This window comes from Streptomyces pseudovenezuelae, from assembly GCF_029892565.1.
Taxonomy (GTDB): Bacteria; Actinomycetota; Actinomycetes; order Streptomycetales; family Streptomycetaceae; genus Streptomyces; species Streptomyces pseudovenezuelae_A.
Genome location: NZ_JARXVH010000016.1, coordinates 20,506 through 37,054 on the forward strand (window position 1 = coordinate 20,506; position 16,549 = coordinate 37,054).

At 71.5% G+C, this 16,549-nt stretch carries 14 protein-coding genes; 1 reads left to right on the forward strand and 13 read right to left on the reverse strand.

The annotated features are described in order from the left end of the window. Window positions 1-159 precede the first annotated feature (159 nt). Complete coding sequence (locus tag M2283_RS38070; protein WP_280881080.1) at window positions 160-2,214, reverse strand: ATP-binding protein; 2,055 nt, start codon at window positions 2,212-2,214, stop codon at window positions 160-162. A 259-nt stretch (window positions 2,215-2,473) separates the two neighbouring features. On the opposite strand from M2283_RS38070, the gene M2283_RS38075 reads away from it, so the two are divergent. Then, the gene (locus M2283_RS38075) at window positions 2,474-3,985 is read left to right on the forward strand and encodes a hypothetical protein (protein ID WP_280881081.1); all 1,512 of its coding nucleotides are present in this window, start codon (window positions 2,474-2,476) and stop codon (window positions 3,983-3,985) included. Between the two features lie 23 nt (window positions 3,986-4,008). Here M2283_RS38075 and M2283_RS38080 read toward each other — a convergent pair whose 3' ends face one another. From M2283_RS38080 to M2283_RS38135, 12 genes are all read right to left on the reverse strand, one after another. Continuing rightward, window positions 4,009-5,994, reverse strand: a complete 1,986-nt coding sequence (locus M2283_RS38080) for a CASTOR/POLLUX-related putative ion channel (RefSeq protein WP_280881082.1) — start codon at window positions 5,992-5,994, stop codon at window positions 4,009-4,011. A gap of 224 nt (window positions 5,995-6,218) precedes the next feature. Beyond that, complete coding sequence (locus tag M2283_RS38085) at window positions 6,219-7,940, reverse strand: MFS transporter (protein WP_280881083.1); 1,722 nt, start codon at window positions 7,938-7,940, stop codon at window positions 6,219-6,221. 61 nt (window positions 7,941-8,001) lie between these two features. Next, the gene (locus tag M2283_RS38090) at window positions 8,002-8,451 is read right to left on the reverse strand and encodes a MarR family winged helix-turn-helix transcriptional regulator (protein WP_280881084.1); all 450 of its coding nucleotides are present in this window, start codon (window positions 8,449-8,451) and stop codon (window positions 8,002-8,004) included. Between the two features lie 78 nt (window positions 8,452-8,529). Beyond that, window positions 8,530-10,269: an MOSC and FAD-binding oxidoreductase domain-containing protein gene (locus M2283_RS38095; protein ID WP_280881085.1), complete on the reverse strand. Its 1,740-nt coding sequence runs from the start codon at window positions 10,267-10,269 to the stop codon at window positions 8,530-8,532. Between the two features lie 43 nt (window positions 10,270-10,312). Beyond that, entirely contained in the window at window positions 10,313-11,167 is an 855-nt protein-coding gene (locus tag M2283_RS38100; RefSeq protein WP_280881086.1) for a DUF427 domain-containing protein, read from the reverse strand. Window positions 11,168-11,210: 43 nt separating this feature from the next. Beyond that, window positions 11,211-11,930: an SDR family oxidoreductase gene (locus M2283_RS38105; RefSeq protein WP_280881087.1), complete on the reverse strand. Its 720-nt coding sequence runs from the start codon at window positions 11,928-11,930 to the stop codon at window positions 11,211-11,213. Continuing rightward, complete coding sequence (locus M2283_RS38110; protein ID WP_280881088.1) at window positions 11,927-12,793, reverse strand: alpha/beta fold hydrolase; 867 nt, start codon at window positions 12,791-12,793, stop codon at window positions 11,927-11,929. The genes M2283_RS38105 and M2283_RS38110 overlap by 4 nt, the downstream gene beginning before the upstream one ends. Window positions 12,794-12,888: 95 nt before the next feature. Next, window positions 12,889-13,497, reverse strand: coding sequence for a hypothetical protein (locus M2283_RS38115; RefSeq protein ID WP_280881089.1), 609 nt, complete (start codon window positions 13,495-13,497; stop codon window positions 12,889-12,891). After that, entirely contained in the window at window positions 13,484-14,026 is a 543-nt protein-coding gene (locus M2283_RS38120; RefSeq protein WP_280881090.1) for a sigma-70 family RNA polymerase sigma factor, read from the reverse strand. Before M2283_RS38120 ends, M2283_RS38115 begins: the two co-directional genes overlap by 14 nt. Further along, window positions 14,027-14,491, reverse strand: a complete 465-nt coding sequence (locus M2283_RS38125; protein ID WP_280881091.1) for a hypothetical protein — start codon at window positions 14,489-14,491, stop codon at window positions 14,027-14,029. It lies immediately after the preceding gene. 139 nt (window positions 14,492-14,630) lie between these two features. Further along, window positions 14,631-15,533 carry a helix-turn-helix transcriptional regulator gene (locus tag M2283_RS38130; RefSeq protein ID WP_280881092.1) on the reverse strand — a complete coding sequence of 301 codons (903 nt, stop codon included), beginning with the start codon at window positions 15,531-15,533 and terminating at the stop codon, window positions 14,631-14,633. A gap of 42 nt (window positions 15,534-15,575) precedes the next feature. Further along, window positions 15,576-16,532: an alpha/beta hydrolase gene (locus tag M2283_RS38135; RefSeq protein ID WP_280881093.1), complete on the reverse strand. Its 957-nt coding sequence runs from the start codon at window positions 16,530-16,532 to the stop codon at window positions 15,576-15,578. Between the last annotated feature and the right edge of the window lie 17 nt (window positions 16,533-16,549).

Genomic DNA, 16,549 nt, shown 5'->3' on the forward strand with positions numbered 1-16,549 from the left:
CCTACCCGGCGTTTTCAGCCTCACTTTGCATGCGCGAAACCCGTGAAGCCCCGCACCACCGGGTCGACCTCATCGGAAATCGGCCACAGGCAAAGACTTCCCCACCTCTGAGCCGGTGGGGCTACGCCGGCGGTTGCGGCGCCGGTGAGGCGTGGGCGTTCACCGTCCCGGAGGCGTGCGGCCCAGGAGTTCCCACGTGATCGCGCCGGGTCCGCGCAGCATCGCGCGCGCCGCGGCCTCGTCGTAGCCGGCGTCACCGAGCTGCGAGCGGGCGGTCGCCTCGTACCGGTCCCGTACCGGACCAAGCTCCGGTGTGCCGCGCTGCGGATGGCCGACCGCGTTCCAGTACCGCTCGGCGGCCGTGTGTGCGGCGACGGCACGCTCGGCCGCGCCCTGGGCGGCGAGGGCGGACGCGAGCAGGTCGAGACCGAGGGCCAGTCCGAAACTGTCCCCGATCCGCAGCTTGCCCTCCAGCATGGAGATGGCGTGGGCGGTGGCGCTGTCGGCGCGGTCCTCGAACAACGCGATCAGGGCGAGCTGGTAGTCGGCGTAGGAACGGGTCCACCACTCCCCTCGTTCCATGGACTCCCGGCGCAGTTCCTCGGCGCCCTCACGCGCACGGTCGAGGAGTCCGCGCGCGGTGTGCGCGAACACGCGCGCCAGGCGGCACATTGCCCGGGGCGCCGCGAGAGCAGGCCATCCGCCGGTCTGCGTGCGGGCCGGCGATCCGCCGACCTGCGCGAGGGCCGTGTCCACGACGTGCTCGGCGGCGAGTGGACGGCCGCCGAGCAGGTGGGTCAGCGCGAGCAGGTAGGCCGCCCGCAGCACCGCGTCGGTGTCACCGGTCTGCTCCGCCTGGTGGCGGCAGGCGCGGGCCAGATCGCGTCCGGCCTCGTGCTCGCCGCGCAGGACTCTGACGACCCCCAGCGCCCACAGCGCCCTGTTGCGGGCCGGGCCGGGAGCGGAGGACAACCGCAGCGCCTCTTCGAGATACCGGTCGGCTTCAGGCAGATGACCGCAGCAGCTCCAGAAGAAGCCGAGGTGGCCGGCCATCTCCACGGCCGCTTCGGGGTCCGTGGCCAGCAGGTGGTCCAGAGCGGAGCAGAGATCGACGTGGGAGGCGCTGATCCACCGGTACCAGTGGACCTGGTCGGCTCCGAACCAGGCCTGGTCGGCCCGCCGCGCCGTCCGCGCGTGATGGAGGGCATGCCGGTCGTCGATCCGGTCGGACTCCGCCAGGGCATCGAGCCACATCCGGCCGTACTCACGGACGGTGTCCAGCATGCGATAGCACTCCCGGGACCGCGTGAGCACGGATTTGCGCACCAGCCCGGCCAGCGCCGCCTCCACGTCCTCCGGCGCGAGCGGGCCGCCCGTGCACACCTCGCGTACGGCGTCGGCGCCCATCGGCCCTCGGAACGCCGACACCCGCGCCCACAGCAGGCGTTCGGCGGGAGCGCACAGCTCGTGGCTCCAGCCGATGGTCGTCCGCAGCGCCTGATGCCGGCGGGGTCCGCCACGAGGTCGGGGCGTCTGGAGGTCGAGCAACTGGGCGAGTTCGCGGTCCACTTGGTGGATGTCACGCTCGGCCAGTTGACCCGAGGCCAGTTCGATCGCCAGCGGGACGCCTTCGAGACGCGCGCACAGCCGGGTCGCCGCCATCATGTCCGCCGTACCCGTCAGTGGTCGGCCCGCGTCGTCGGCCAGCCGTTCCAGCAAGCTCAGCGCATCGGACCCGAAGGGCAACGGACCCAGCGCGACGCACCGTTCACCGGGCACGCCGAGCGGCTCCCTGCTGGTGACCAGCACGCTCACCTTCGGGCATTCCCGCAGCAGTTGAGACACGAGGGACCGGCACCCGTCCAGGAGGTGCTCGCACGAGTCCAGGACGAGAAGCGGATCCTCGTCCGCCAGCCACCCGCCCAGGGCGTCGAGGGGGACGGCCGGGGTGTGGTCGGCGAAACCGAGCGCGTCGGCCACCGCGGCCACCAGCAGCCGGTCGTCGGGGAGTTGCCACAGATCGGCCCACGCCACCTCACGGCCCGTCGCCTCACGGAACCCGTGCGCGGCGTGCAGAGACAGCCTGCTCTTCCCGACACCTCCGGCCCCGGTCAGGGAGATCAAGCGGTGCTCACGGAGGGCATCGGTGAGAGCGGGCAACTCGCGCTCGCGGCCGACGAATCCGGGAAGAACGGGCGGTAGGTGGTACGACACGGACACAGTGTCCCGCGCCTCGGCGCCAGGCGTGCACCGATTCGACTCACGGTGACTTGCCAGGGTTCATCGCGCGACAGCCGGGCCAACCGCCCCACGCCCTCCGGCCAACGGAACCGTACCCCTTTTCGATTCACCCTCTGTCCTCCCCCCGCCACTGGCCGTACACTGTCAAGTCAGGGAAATTCAGGCGTGATTGACTGGGGGAGCCGTCATGTCCTGGGACCATGAGGCACGTCCGGATGTTGTCGTTCCACCTATGCCGACCGCCCCACCACCCGCTCCGGCGGACCCGTGGCGGGCCTTCGCGGTGGCCTTCCTCAACCTCAGCGGACTCGGACTCGGGTATGCCCTCGTCCGCCGCTGGGGGTTGATGATCGCGTGCCTGGCCGCGACGGGAATCCTGCTCGTCGTGGCGCTGCCCGCGGATCCGAACGGGGTCCCCGGCCCCTTGGTCGTGCTCTACCTGATCCTCCTGGTGGCGGCAGCCGCGCACGGTGCGTGGCTGGGGCTGCGGACGCGGCTTGCGTGGCCGCCGAATCCTCTGGTCGCGGCCGGGCTCGGCATCGTGCTGCTGGCCGTCCCGGCCGGTGGCGTCGTGTTGTACGACGGGGCGCGTGACGAGGCCACCGAGCAGATGCTCCTCGACCGGCTGGAGCAGGCGAACGAGCTGGTCACATCGGGCGGCACGCGACCCTTCGAACTGGCGCAGACGGAATACCGCCAGGCGCTGACCATCTACCACGGGCTGACCGCGGACCACCCGGCGTCACGAGCCGCCGCGCGAGTGCCGGACCGTCTCAAGACCTACTACTCCACTGTCGCCGCCCCCTACTCGGAGCAGAACTACTGCGGGGCCGTACCGCCGTTGAAGTACCTCCGTACCGTCCCCCGCACGATGGACAAGAAGGCACTCGGGTCCCTGTCCACCTGGCCCGACGACCGGCTGGCCACCTCGCTCTACGAGTGTGCGGCAACGTCGATGAGCGGCCGCACCGCGGACTGGCCCACGCAGTTCGGCGAGTTGCTGTCGACGTTCCCGAACTCCGAGCAGGCCAAGAAGGTCGAGCCCGCGATCGCCGCCGAGGTCGGCAAGGCGGTCAAGTCCGTACGCGGCAACGATCCCTGCGCTGCCGTCGAGCGACTGGACTCCCTGTCCACGCAGATTCGTGGCGTGTCCGGGGAGCAGGCCGGGCTGACCGACGCTCTCGACAAGGACGCCGACCGGGCCGACCGGAGCGCGACGTCGGGCACCTACAACTGCGGTGTGGACCAGTACAAGGACGGCAGTTTCAGCGAGGCCATCACCTCCATGAACAAGTTCATCAAGGACAACCCCGGCAGCGCGAACCGGAGTCGCGCCCGGAAGATCGCCATCGCCGCGGAGGTCGCCGAGACGGTGCCCGCGGCCGGCAAGCGCCTGCCGACCACGAGATCGGGCGGAAGCATCACCGTCACGGTCAAGAACGACAGCCCCGACGACATCACCGTCATGTACACCGGACCGGTGACCGGAAGCTTCAGCCTCAAGGCCTGTGGCAGTTGCTCCACCTACTCCTCGCTGCTCACCTCTCTCGGGTCCAACTCGGAACCGTGCAGCGACAGCGGCAAGAACTACCCGCAGAAGACCATCCGACTGCCCGCCGGCACCACCTACTTCGTCCACAAGTCCCAGACCGGACTAGGCAAGTCCCCGGCCTCGGACACCGCCAAGCTGACGCCGGGCTACATCTACACCGAGTGCGCCTACACGACGAGCCTCGGCTACTGACGCTGCTGAGCAGAGCGGCGGTGTCATGCCAGCGGTACGCCGGTCGGTGAGTCGCCGCCTTCGTGCGCCCGTCGCATCCCGGGAACACCGTCGAGCCCACCGACCACGGTGACGGGGCCGCCGGAAGCCGGGATCAGTACGAGGATCTCGTCCTCGGCGCTCCACACACGCCGGTCGGTCTTGCGCGGGCTGAGCCGGAATCCGTCGTCGCGGCGCGCGGTGTCCGGGCCGTGGGCGCGGTGGCCGATCACGCACTCGCCGCGCTCCAGTGCCGCGGCGACGACCGTGGCGAAGGTCGCCTCGCGGCCGGGCAGCACATAGTCGCCGGCCGGGCGCAGCGCGAGCCCACCACCACGGGCGGCGAAGACTTCCTCGAACACCGGAGCCAGCGCGGGGTTGTGGGAGATCTGCGCCATCAGCAGACCGGTGAGCTCGCCCCGGACGACCACGTCGGCTGCCGGGCCCAAGGGGGCGAGGGGACGGCTGCGGTGGTCGCGCAGTTCCGCCACCACCGGCAGCGCCCGGCCCTCCTCATCCTCCAGTGACCGCAGCATCAGGAGGGTCAACAGGGCCCGGTCGTCAGGCCGTTCGGGGCCCGCGTCCGCGTCAGGCCCCGACACGACGATGCTGTCGTAGCCGAACAGGTCGAGGCCGCGCAGTGCTTCTGCGTGGAGCGGGTCGGCGACGTGGAAGACGACATCGAGTCGCGCGGGGTGCACGGGCTCCTCCTCCGATGGCGCGTCGTCCGGGCCGACGACCACGTCGAGGACGGATCCTGGCTCGACGGTCCGGCGCAGGGTGTCGACGACCAGGGGCGTACGGCGGTTCCAGCCGAGCAGCAGCGTGCGCGAGGGTCTGACGTGGCGCGGGCCGGGCGCGGCGAAGACGGTGGGATCGACGTGCTCTCGGCAGTCGGTGGACGGGAGGTCGGTGTCGTCGTGCGCGACGACGACCAGTCGGTCCGTGGGTGCGAGGACGGTGTCCGCCGGCGGGGCGAGCAGAGGGCGGCCGTCGGCCCGTAACAGCCCCACCACGCAGCACGCCTCGAAGCGCAGTGCGGCCTCCTTGAAGGACAGTCCCGCCAGGTCAGGGACGTCAAGTACGTGGAACTCGGCTCCGTCGAAGTCGAGGAGGTCACGCAGGGCCGCCGGCAGCCCAGGGCGCCGGGAGGCCTGCACCAGCAGGCGTGCCGTGGTCAGGTCGGACTCCAGGACCGTGCCGCGCGGCCCGGCCGCCAGTCGCGCGGCCGACAGATAGCGCGGGTCCCGCACGGCGGCCACCACGGGCGGTGGCTCCTGCCCGGCGGGCACCGCGCGTAGCGCGAGCAGGACGCGTACGACCTGGAGGTCCGCGTCGGCGTCCTCCGTCGGCAGCACCAGCACCGAGCCGGCCGACGCCGGGGCCACCAGCGCGAGGGCCTGGGGATCCGTCGGCGAGCCGGTACGGCACACCAGGCGGGTTCGGCCGCGGACGCCCAGTGAGGCTCTCAGCCTCGACTCCATCTCCGCGGTGTCGCGGTCGGCGAGCACGGCGACCACTCCCCTGCCCCGGCCGACCCGCGCCGCGATCAACTCACCGACCACCGTGAAGACTTGGTCCGACCAGCCGAGTACGACCGCGTGCTCCCGCTCCAGCACCGTCGACCGCCCTCGCCGCAGCTCGGTCAGCCGGTCGCCGAGCCCGGTGGTGATCACGCCCACCAGGGTCGACACGCACAGCAGGGCGATCAGTCCGAGGAGCGCCGACAGCAGCATGCGCAGCGGCGCGCCGGTCACCCCGCCCAGACGCAGGGTCTCCGCGCTGGTGCGCCATACGTCCGTGAGCCGCCCCGACAGCGACCGCGGGGCCTTCGGGTCCGTCCACACCAGCAGCGCGCTGACGGGTACGACCACCGCGAGACAGCACGCGCTCAGCCAGCCCAGCAGCGCACCGGTGCTGCGGGCCAGCGTGCTGTCGAAGAGGTAGCGTGCCCGGTCCCCTAACTCCGTCGGCCACTGCCGCCTCGCCACATCCGCCCCCTGCTGTCCGCCACACCGTTCCTGAGGTCGAAGGGTGCTGGTCCTTCGTCCGCGACACGCCGTGGCATCAGGGGCATTCACACTTTCGAGCAGTGTCGGTTCGCGCTGGGCGGAAGGCGTTTACGAAGCGCGCAGAGCGGCTCCGGGACGGAAGGCGGCCGAGCGGGCCGTCGCGGGAACGACGGTCCGCTCGGCCGCACGCCTCCGGCGGTGGCTCAGGCGTCGCCGCCGCGCAGTTCCGCCAGCGTGGCCGTGGTCAGGTTGCGGGGTGTGGTGTCCGGGTCGACGAGGACCACCGTGCAGGTGGCGCTGTGGGTGAGGGCGGTGGTGATGCTGCCGTCGCCGAACTGGGCGGCCGGGCCGCGCGGCGAACGTCCGATGGCCACGGCACGGGCGCCGACGTCGGCGGCGTGCTGAGCCAGTGCCCGGCCGGCCGCGGCATGGTCGCCGACGCTGGTCAGGATCTGTCCCGTGGCGGTGACGCCCTGGGCGGCGAGGCGGTCGAGGTGCGCGGTGACGGCGGCGCGGGCCTGGTCGTGGGTCTCGGTGTCGACGGCCTGTTCCTCGACCACCGCGGTCTGTTGGACGTGGACGATCTCCAGCGGGCTGCTCGTGTCGCGGGCGAGCCGGGCCGCGGCGTCGACGACCGCGGCGGCCTTGGCGTCGGAGCCGACGGCGACGATGACGAGCGGGACATCGGTCGTGGCCTGAGCACCGACCGGGGTGAGCGACGGCGCGACGGGCCCGCTGTCACCCGTGTGCGTCTCGGCCGCGCGCAACAGGCTGTGGCCGCTGGCGAGGACGGGAATGGCGAGCAGGAAGGTGCCGGCGCCGACGTAGAAGGGCACGCTCAGGTCGGTGGCGTCGGCCAACTTGCCTGCCACGTACGGCGCGAGACCGCCGCCGATGAAGCGCAGGAAGCCGTAGGCGGAGGAGGCGACGGGGCGCTCGACGGGCGAGACGAGCATGACGGCCTGTGTGGTCAGGGTGTTGTTGACGCCGATGAACGCGCCGCTGACGATGACGGCCACGATCACCACCGTCGGCGTGGCGACACCGGCGGCGATGACCGCCATCACGATGCTCAGGCCGACGAGATTGGCGTACAGCACCGGGGCCGTGCCGAAGCGCGCCTGCAGGCGCGGGGCGAAGAACACGCTGAAGGCGGCGACCAGCAGGCCCCAGCCGGTGAAGACCAGGCCGAGCTGGTGGGCGCTCAACTCCATGGGATACGGGGCGTATCCGAGCATGGAGAAGAAGCCCCAGTTGTACAGCAGGGCCATGATGCCCATGGTCAGCAGGCCTCGGTGGCGCAGGGCCTTCAGTGGGGCCAGGGCCGAGGTGGGGTGCTCCGGCTTGGGCAGGGAGGGGACGAAGGCGAGGGTCGCGACCAGGGCGATCGCCATGAGGACCGCTACGCCGAAGAAGGGGCCCCGCCAGCTGATGCCGCCCAACTCGCCGCCGAGCAGCGGGCCGACGGCGATGCCGAGGCCCAGCGCGGTCTCGTAGAGGATGATCGCGCCGCCGAAGCCGCCGCTGGCCGAGGCGACGATGACGGCGAGGGAGGTCGCGATGAAGAGCGCGTTGCCCAGACCCCAGCCGGCCCGGAAGCCGACGATTTCGTTGATGGAGCCGCTGGTCCCGGCGAGCGCGGCGAAGACGACGATGACGGCCAGGCCTATGACCAGGGTGAGCTTGGCGCCGATCCGGCTGGAGACCCAGCCCACGAGCAGCATCGCGACCGCCGTCACGATCAGGTAGCTGCTGAACAGCAGCGAGACCTGGCTCGGTGTCGCGTGCAGGCTGTCGGCCAGGGCGGGCAGGATCGGATCCACCAGGCCGATGCCCATGAACGAAATCACACAGGCGAACGCGACGGCCCAGACGGCCTTCGGCTGCCGGAAGGGGCTGGCAGCCTTTCCTTGCGGTGCACTCATGTGCGGTTCTCTCCAGCGTCTCGGGACGGTTCAGGGGTGCGTACGAACTGGGGTGTGGGGGTCAGGAGTTGGCCTGGCCCTCCTGGATGGCGCGGGCCAGCGCGGGCAGGGCGACCTCCACCGCGCGCCGTTCCGCCTCGGTCAGTTCCTCGATGAGCGCTTCCAGCGCGTTCGCGCGCTCGGCGCGCCGCTGCCGGAACATCTCCTCGCCGGCGTCGGTGATCTCCACCAGCACGCCTCGGCCGTCACTCGCGTCGGCTACACGGCGGACCAGACCGGCGCGTTCCAAGCGGGTCACGAGTTGCGTCATGTTCGGCTGGGTCGCGCGCTCGGCGCGGGCCAGATCGGTGAGCCGGTGCGGGCCCTCCCGGCCGAGTCGGCCGAGTGTCGCGGAGGCCGCGGTGCTCAGGCCGCCGGCGGTGGCACTGTGGCGGACATAGCGGACCATCTCCTCCAGGGCGACGATCAGGCCTTCGTCCGGTGCGGCCACTTCCATAACCCGCTTATGCATAACCACATTATGCATCTACGTGTAGTGAGAATCAATGTCTGCGTCGGCCTTGCGCACCGAGCGGGCCGCACACGAGCCCTACATGTCGAGGACGACGTCGGTGCCGGGCCGGGCGCAGCAGATGAGGACCTGGCCGTCGGCGGGGAGTTCCAGCGGAGTCGGCGCGTAGGTGATCTCGCCCGACAGCAGGGGCGTGACGCAGGTGTGGCAGACGCCGGTACGGCAGCTCCAGCGGGCGGGGACGTCGCAGGCGTCGGCGAGTTCGAGCACGCTGCGCCCGTCCTCGGGGAACGGGACGGCGAGGCCGCTGCGCGCGAAGGTCACCAGCGGGCCGGTGCCGGACGGGCCCGGGGGCTGGTGGGGAGGCCTGGCGGCCTGCGCGACGAGGCCGGGGTCGAGGGAGGGCAGGGCGCCGAAGAGTTCGGTGTGGACGCGGGCCGGGTCGAGGCCTGCCTCGGTCAGGGCGTGCCGCATGTCCGTCATGAAGGCGGCGGGTCCACAGACGTAGGCGGTCGCGTCGGCCGGGACGGACAGCGCGATCAGCGCGTCCTTCGTGAGGCGACCCGCGTGCGTCTTGTACGGGCCGGTGTCGGCGTGCCCCTCGCCCGCGCTGTAGAACACATGCCCATGAGCGTGTGGCAGCCCGGTGAGCAGCGCATGCGCCTCCGCGGCCAGCGGATGTTCTCCGGGACCACGCGCGCCGTGCAACCACCAGATCTCCCGGTCGCGGTCCCCGGCGGCGAGTTCGTGCAGCATCGCCAGCACCGGTGTGAGGCCGATGCCTGCGGAGACCAGGAGCACCGGGCCGGTGTCCTCGGTGAGCACGAAGTCGCCCCGGGGCGCGGCGACTTCGAGGGTCGCGCCTGGCTTCAGCCGGGTGGTGAGGTAGCCGCTCGCGGTGCCGTGCGGTTCGTGTTTGACGCTGATCCGGTAGCGGCCGGAATCAGGGGTCGAGGACAGCGAGTAGTTGCGGACCGGGACGGGGTCCGCCGCTTCGGGCAGACGCAGGGTGAGGTACTGGCCCGCGTCTGCGGCGGGGAGGGCGGAGCCGTCGGCGGCGGCCAGGAGGATCGAGGAGACCGTCGCGCTCTCGGCGATCACGTCGGCCACGAGCAGCGGCCGGAATCCGGTCCAGGCCGGACCCGTGGCCGCCGCCGTTCCCGTCGCCGTGCCCGAGGCGCTCGCGAGCAGTTCGCGGAACGAGCCCTGCCAGCCGGGGCTCAGGGCGGGGATGTCCAGGGCGAGCCGGAGCTGCTCGGGGTCCCGGTCCGGGAGGTAGAGCAGCGCGTCGGTGTCGGCCACGCTCAGCGCGCCCGGCCCGATCCTGGTCCGGACGATCTCGTCGCCGGCCTCGATGGTGCCCTCGCGCAGGATCCGCATGTAGAAGCCGGGGCGGTGGTGGCCGACCAGGAGGGCGGGCAGTTCGGGCGTGCCGAGGCGCAGGCCGACGCGGTAGCAGGTGACCCGTGGCTGGGTGACCTCGAACTCGGCCTCGCCGATGCGGTAGCGGTCGCCGATGCAGACCTCGTCGTCGGACAGGCCGTCGACGGTGAGGTTCTCGCCGAAGTTGCCGTACTCGAGGTCGTCGCGTCCGAAGTGGCGCTGCCAGTGTTCGTAGGACTGGATCTGGTAAACCAGCACGGCCCGTTGCTCGCCGCCGTGACCGGCGGTGTCCCCCTGGCCGTCGCCGTCGATGTTGAGGCGGCGGACCATCGCCGGGCCGTGCACCGGGTACTTCCACACGCCGGTGTGAACGGTCCGGCCCTGCCAGGCCACGTCCTTCGGCATACCGACGTTCACCGACAACAGGGACGGCATCGCCCACTCCTTCGTGCGCTGACGGCCGGTCCGGCGGCGCCTGTCAGGGCTGCCTGTCAGGGCTCTCGGACGGTGGTCGTCTCGTCGAGGTCGAGGTTGCGGTCGACGCCGTGCGGGACGACGTTCTGGCCGGGTTCCAACCGTAGTCGGACGCCGTCCAGGCGCACCTCGACCTCGTCGGGTTCGAACGACACCATTCCGCAGACGCGCCGCACCTCGGCCCAGGCGTCCTCGTACGCCCAGGCCGCGCGCCGGGCGCCGTGTACGGGCAGAACGTCTGCCCCTCGACCGGTGTCAGCGTGGATTCGTCCACGTCGGCGCGCGGGACGTACCAGCGGGGCGCGAAGCCGGATTCGTACAGGACCAGGGGGACGATGGTGTCGGCGACGACGCTGTCGCCGCTGCGGACGACGAGGTGGCGGCCGGTGCGGCGGATGTCGATGCGATGGTAGCCGTCGGCGGCGTGGCCGACGATCCGCTCGTCCTCCTCGTAGAAGGCGTCCATCGCGCGCCAGGCGAAGGCGACGCGGCCTTCCAACTCCCGTGCGTGGGCGGGTAGTTCGGTGTGCCGCCAGGCCGCGCGTTGCGTGCTCCGCGTACCGGCGTGGACGGTGTACCAGGACGTCGGCCCGAGGTCACGGTGGCGGGTGGTGTGCTCGCCCGGGTGCAAGGCGTCGGCAGTGATGTCCGCGAGCGGGAAGTACGCCACCGGATAGCGGCCGGGCTCGTGCAGCAGGACGACGTCCTCGCTGTCGGCGATCCACTCGTCGCCGAACAGGACCCGCATGCGGCGGCGCAGCGGTTCGGCGAACAGCATTCTGGCGGGCAGCGGGGCGGGAACCAGGAACCGGCCGACCGCGCCGGGGGCGAGTGGTCCTTGCTGCCAGGAGAGGCCCATCGTCTCGTTCCCTTCGACGCGGTGTCGCTCGGTCCGGGGTGGGCTAGGTGAGCGGTTCGCCGCCGTCGATGCGCAGGGTGACGCCGGTCAGGAAGGTGCTGGTCATGGCGTAGAGGACGGCGCTCGCGATGTCGTCGGCGGTGCCGATGCGGCGGGCCGGGTTGCGGGCGGCGATGTCGGCGAAGTAGTCCGCCTTGCCCGCTTCGCCGAGGGCGTCCCAGGCGCCGGTGTCGATGACTCCCGGGGAGATGGCGTTGACCCGGATCGGGGCCAGTTCGAGGGCGAGGGAGCGGGCCAGGACGTCGGCGGCTCCGTTGGTGATGGCCACGGCCAGCGTGCCGACCGCGATCTTCGCCGCGGCGACGCCGGAGAAGAGGGTGAAGGACCCGGACTCGCGGATCCGGGGAGCGAGGTGCTTGGCCAGCATCAGCGGGCCGATCACCTTGGTGTCGAAGGAGCGCCTGACCGCGTCCCGGTCCAGGTCGGCGAGCCGGCCGCGGGCGCGTGCCGAGGCGGTGGACACCACATGGTCGACCGTCCCGAGCCGTTCGCCGAGGGCGGCGATGGAGGTCTCGTCGGTGAGGTCGACCGTCTCGGTGTCGATGTCGGGTTCGCCGGCGTAGGCCTTGTCGAGTGCCTGCTGGTCGCGGCCCGCGGCGATGACGCGGGCTCCGGCGTCCCGGGCGGCGATCACCACGGCGCGGGCGATGCCGCCGCCCCGCCCGATGACGAGCACGGTCTCGCCGTGCAGCGGCCCCGTCATGACAGGGACTTGTTCAGGAAGCCGCGGATGAGGTCGGCGGTGGGGTCGAGGTGGCTTTCGAGCAGGAAGTGGCCGCCGTCGAGGAGGTGGATCTCGGCGTGGGGCGCGTCGTCGGCGAAGGCCAGCGCGCCGGCCGGGAGGAAGATCTCGTCGTTGCGGCCCCACACCGCGAGCACCGGGACCTCGCTCTCGCGCAGATAGGCGTGGAGCTTCGGGTAGAGCGGGAGGTTGTTCGCGTAGTCGGCGAACAGCTTCAGCTGCACCAGGTCGTTCCCGGGCCGGGACACCATGGCGAGGTCGTGGTGCCAGGTGTCGGGGCTGACCAGGCTCTCGTCCGGCACGCCGTTCAGGTACTGCCACTGGATGGCCTCCAGGGTCAGCGCCGCGCGCACCCCGGGCTCGGTCTGCGGGCCCTGCTCCTGCCAGTACGCCCGCACCGGCTTCCAGAACTCCTCCGCGAACCCCGCCTCGTAGCCGTTTCCGTTCTGGCTGATGATCGCCGTGACCGCGGCCGGGTCCGCCAGGGCGAGCCGCCAGCCCACGGGGGCGCCGTAGTCCTGCACGTAGATCGCGTAGCGGCTGATACCGAGTTGAGCCAGCAGATCCGAGGTCAGGTCGGCCAAGGCGTCGAAGGTGTAGTCGAAGTCGTCCACGGACGGCGCGTCGGACAGGCCGAAGCCGAGGTGGTCCGGGGCGATGACGTGATAGCGGTCGGCCAGCAGCGGGATCAGATCCCGGAACATGAACGAGCTGGTGGGGAAGCCGTGCAGCAGCACGACGGCCGGCGCGTCCTTCGGTCCCGCTTCCCGGTAGAACAGCCGCTGCCCACGGACGGTCGCGTAACGGTGATGAATGGTCGCCATGACGTCTAACTCCTGACATCGCCCTGAGTGGTTACAGCACGAGCCAACCACTCGACCCCTAACCTGTCAAGAGAATCTAGGCGGTTACACAGCCGTCAGTCGCCGCTGACGACGATCGAGATGTCCTGGGTCAGCTGGTGGGCCGGGGTCGGAGTCCGGCAGCGTGCCCACAGGGTGGGCTCGGCGATCGCGGGGCTGGTCGGGAGCGTGACCTTCGCTTCGAAGGAACCGTCTGCGCGTGCGTCAACCGAGGTCAGCGTGTGTGTCTCGGCGCTCGTGGCGGTTGTCCGCGGTGTGCTCTGCCCCTTCTGCTCCTCCATCGAGAGGCTCAGCTTCGCGCCGCGCTCCCAGCGGATTCCGACGGACACCGACTTGCCCGGCGCGCAGCCCGTGCCGTGGAGCGTGATGGCGCCGCCGCGCACGGTCTGGGTCGGCGTGGCGGTCAGGGATCGGGCGACCGAGGGACGGGGGGCGCCGGGCGTCGTCGGAGCGGGAGGGCCGGTTCCGGACGGCTCGGAGCCGATCAGCGGGAGGACGGCCACCACCGTGGCGGCCACGGCGAGGGCCGCAGCCGTGGCGGTAGCGGCCTGGCGGACGGTACGGCGGCGCCGGGCCCGGCGTCGCAGGTCGCCGACCGGTGGCTGCCGAGCGGCCCGGGTGCCCTCCTCGACGAGCCGGCGAAGACTGCGCTCAGGTTCTGCCATGGCGGGACAGCGCTCCTTCCGGATCTGCGGCCAGTTGGCGGGCCAGGTTTGCGCGGGCTCGGGAGAGCCTGCCGCGCACGGTGCTCACCGGCAGGCCCAACTGCTCGGCGACCTGTTCGATCGGCAGGTCCAGTACGTCGTGCAGCAACAGCACCAGCCGCTGGTTCACCGGCACCCGGTGCAGCATCTCGGCGACACCGGCCGTCTCCGGTGTGAGGTGGGGCTGCGGGCGTTGGGCGCCCAGGCGCAGCAAGGCCGCGGCGCGTCGGCGCAGTCGCCGGATCTCGCTGACCGCGAGGTTGATCGCCACCCGGCGCACCCACAGTTCCGGCACGTCGTACGCCTGAATCGTGGGCCAGCGGTCCAGGGCCCGGACGAACGCCTCCTGTACGACGTCCTCGGCCTGTTCGAGACTGCCGGTGACCGAGAACAGCTGACCGACCAGTCGCGCGTACGCCGACTGGTAGAACTCCTCGAAGTCCGTCACTGCGACCTGCCGCTCCCGGACACCGTCGCTTTCACGCGCCACTCAGATTTTGCCGACCGGGGCCGGCTGCGTGGTCTTCTCCGTGGTGGTCAGCTTCAGCCAGGCGAGCTGGTCCGCGGTGGCCTTGCCGTCCGCCTTCAACTGTCCGATCAACTTGTCGGCCCTGGCGATCTGGTCCGCGGTCGGGCCGGTCGTCGTGCCCTTGATCTCCCGCTGTATCTGCAGGAGTTGCTGGTTCTCCTCGGACATCTGGGGCTTGGTCCCGTCGGCGGGGGACGTCTTCTGCTCCTTGGACAGCTGGGAGTCGGTCCCGGCGACGGCCGGCGCCTTCGTCCCCGGGACCTCCTGGGCCGTGCTCGACGACTGCTTGTCGGCCTGCGGCTTGGTTCCGTGGTCGGACGAGGCCAGTGCCGTGGTGGCCAACACGGCGCAAAGGCCCGCGGCGGCGACGCCGACAGCGGTCAATCCCCATGTGCGGTGCTGAGTGGTCGATATGCGGAACTGCATGGTCGGCCCTTCGTTCGTCCTGGAGGAAGTGCGACGGCTCGAACCACCGGGGCGAGCCCCGTCACCGTCGCACCACTCCCACGCCGCAGAGGTCCGCCCGGCGCACACCGCACCGGCCTTCGTCACCGAACCGTGACCATCAACCGACCTTTGGCATCTCCGAGTTGAGCCGGGACGGGCTCGTGCGCGACGCGTCGCGGGCGGCACGCAGGGCGTCGATCTTCTCCGCGCCGGTGGTCTCGGCCCCGGCCGTGTACGTGACGACCCTGAGGTCGGTACCGGCGGGCATCAGGACGTCGAGGTCGACGTCGATGTCCCCGACCAGGGGGTGCTCGATCGTCTTACGGTCGCCGACATGAGCGCGGGCGCTGCCGTTGGACCACAGGCGCTTGAAGCGGGGGTTGCTGCGCCGCAGGTGGTCGACGAACGAGGCGAGCCGTCCGTCGTGCGGATGGGCGGCCGCCGTCACGCGCAGGTCGGCGACGAGGTCCTCCTCCTCGGCCTCGTCACCGGCCCAGGACCGCACGGGCCAGGCCGCGATGGGCACTTCCGCCGGTCCGCCTCTCGACCGGAACATCGCGGCGACGAGATTGCCCTCGTCCCAGCCGTACGTACGGGGATCGCCGACCGTGGCGGACCACATCCCGTTCCAGCCGACGAGGGTCCAGTCGGCGGCGAAGACCGCGGTGGGGTTGTCTCCCAGCCGGTTCACCAACTGGTGTACCCGCGCGGGCACTTGCCGGGACACGTTCCCGGTGGCGGGCGGTGCAAGTCGGGCGCAGCGAAACAGGTGGTCGCGCTCGGCCGGGTCGAGGCGCAGCGCTCTGGCCAGGGCGGTGACGACCTGGGCGGAGGGGTGGCGGGCGCGGCCCTGTTCGAGCTGCACCACGTAGTCGACCGACAGTCCGGACAGTCGGGCCAGTTCCTCGCGACGCAGTCCGGGGATGCGCCGGCCCCCGTCGGTCGCCACCCCGCAGTCGCCGGGCGACACACGCTCACGCCAGCCCCGCAGTGCGATGCCGAAGTGGTTCGTCGTTGCCATACAGGTCATGGTGGTCCACATGCCGTGGACCACAGGGTGCTTCTACTGCCGCACAACGGACTCTTTACCCGCCAGCGGTTCCTCGCCGAACGCGTCGGTGGCCTGGGACGCGGCCCAGTGCGCACGCGTGAAGTCGGCGGCGGCCCGCAGCGCGGCGTCGGCCTCGTCGAGCATCACGGCGAACGCCTGGAAGACGTGCGGCACTTGGGGCCAGACCTGCAGCTCGACGTGGACGTCGTCCGCGGCGGCGCGTGCTGCCAGCCGTACGGCGTCGTCGAGCAGGATCTCGTGCGAGCCGACCTGGATGAGCAGGGGCGCCAGGCCGGTGAGATCAGCGAAGACGGGGCTGGCGTGCGGCGTACGGGGATCGGTGTCCCGCAGATAGTCGCGGGCGCGGGTGCGCAGGCCCTCCGGGGTCAGCGCGGGGTCGACGGCGGCCTTGCCGATCGCGCTGTCGCCGGACACGCTCAGGTCGGCCCACGGGGAGAAGACGGCGGCGGACGAGGGCTGGGGCAGCCCCGCGTCCTTGGCGGCGACGAGCGTCGCGACGGCGAGACCACCACCCGCCGACTCACCGACGAAGGCGATGGCGGAGCTGGGAACACCGTCGTCGAGCAGGGCACGGTAGACGGCCAGGGCGTCGTCGACGGCAGCGGGGAACGGGTGCTCGGGGGCCAGCCGATAGTCCACGCACACGGCACGTGCCCCGCCGCGCCGGGCGACATCCCCGGCCAGGCCCACGGCGTCGGCCGCCGACCCGATGGCGTACGCACCACCGTGCAGATACAGCAACACATGCGCCGGGTCGCTCGCCGGTGTCTCCACCGTCACGACGGGTACGCCGCCCAACTCCCCCGCCGTGGCCGTGACATCGGGCGGCAACGGCACGCCCGTCATCATGTCGTGGAAGACGGCACGCGCTTCGCCGACGTCTCCCCCGACATCGAGCGGGGCGTGCCGCAGCAGGTCGTCGAGAGCTTCGCGCTGTTGCCGGGACATGGCTGTGCCCTACTTTC

Coding starts and splice junctions, on each gene's coding strand:
- M2283_RS38100 (WP_280881086.1), bottom strand. CDS start 11,167: ATGGGCCTCTCCTGGCAGCAAGGACCACTCGCCCCCGGCGCGGTCGGC.
- M2283_RS38075 (WP_280881081.1), top strand. CDS start 2,474: ATGCCGACCGCCCCACCACCCGCTCCGGCGGACCCGTGGCGGGCCTTC.
- M2283_RS38115 (WP_280881089.1), bottom strand. CDS start 13,497: ATGGCAGAACCTGAGCGCAGTCTTCGCCGGCTCGTCGAGGAGGGCACC.
- M2283_RS38125 (WP_280881091.1), bottom strand. CDS start 14,491: ATGCAGTTCCGCATATCGACCACTCAGCACCGCACATGGGGATTGACC.
- M2283_RS38105 (WP_280881087.1), bottom strand. CDS start 11,930: ATGACGGGGCCGCTGCACGGCGAGACCGTGCTCGTCATCGGGCGGGGC.
- M2283_RS38110 (WP_280881088.1), bottom strand. CDS start 12,793: ATGGCGACCATTCATCACCGTTACGCGACCGTCCGTGGGCAGCGGCTG.
- M2283_RS38095 (WP_280881085.1), bottom strand. CDS start 10,269: ATGCCGTCCCTGTTGTCGGTGAACGTCGGTATGCCGAAGGACGTGGCC.
- M2283_RS38135 (WP_280881093.1), bottom strand. CDS start 16,532: ATGTCCCGGCAACAGCGCGAAGCTCTCGACGACCTGCTGCGGCACGCC.
- M2283_RS38090 (WP_280881084.1), bottom strand. CDS start 8,451: ATGCATAAGCGGGTTATGGAAGTGGCCGCACCGGACGAAGGCCTGATC.
- M2283_RS38130 (WP_280881092.1), bottom strand. CDS start 15,533: ATGGCAACGACGAACCACTTCGGCATCGCACTGCGGGGCTGGCGTGAG.
- M2283_RS38085 (WP_280881083.1), bottom strand. CDS start 7,940: ATGAGTGCACCGCAAGGAAAGGCTGCCAGCCCCTTCCGGCAGCCGAAG.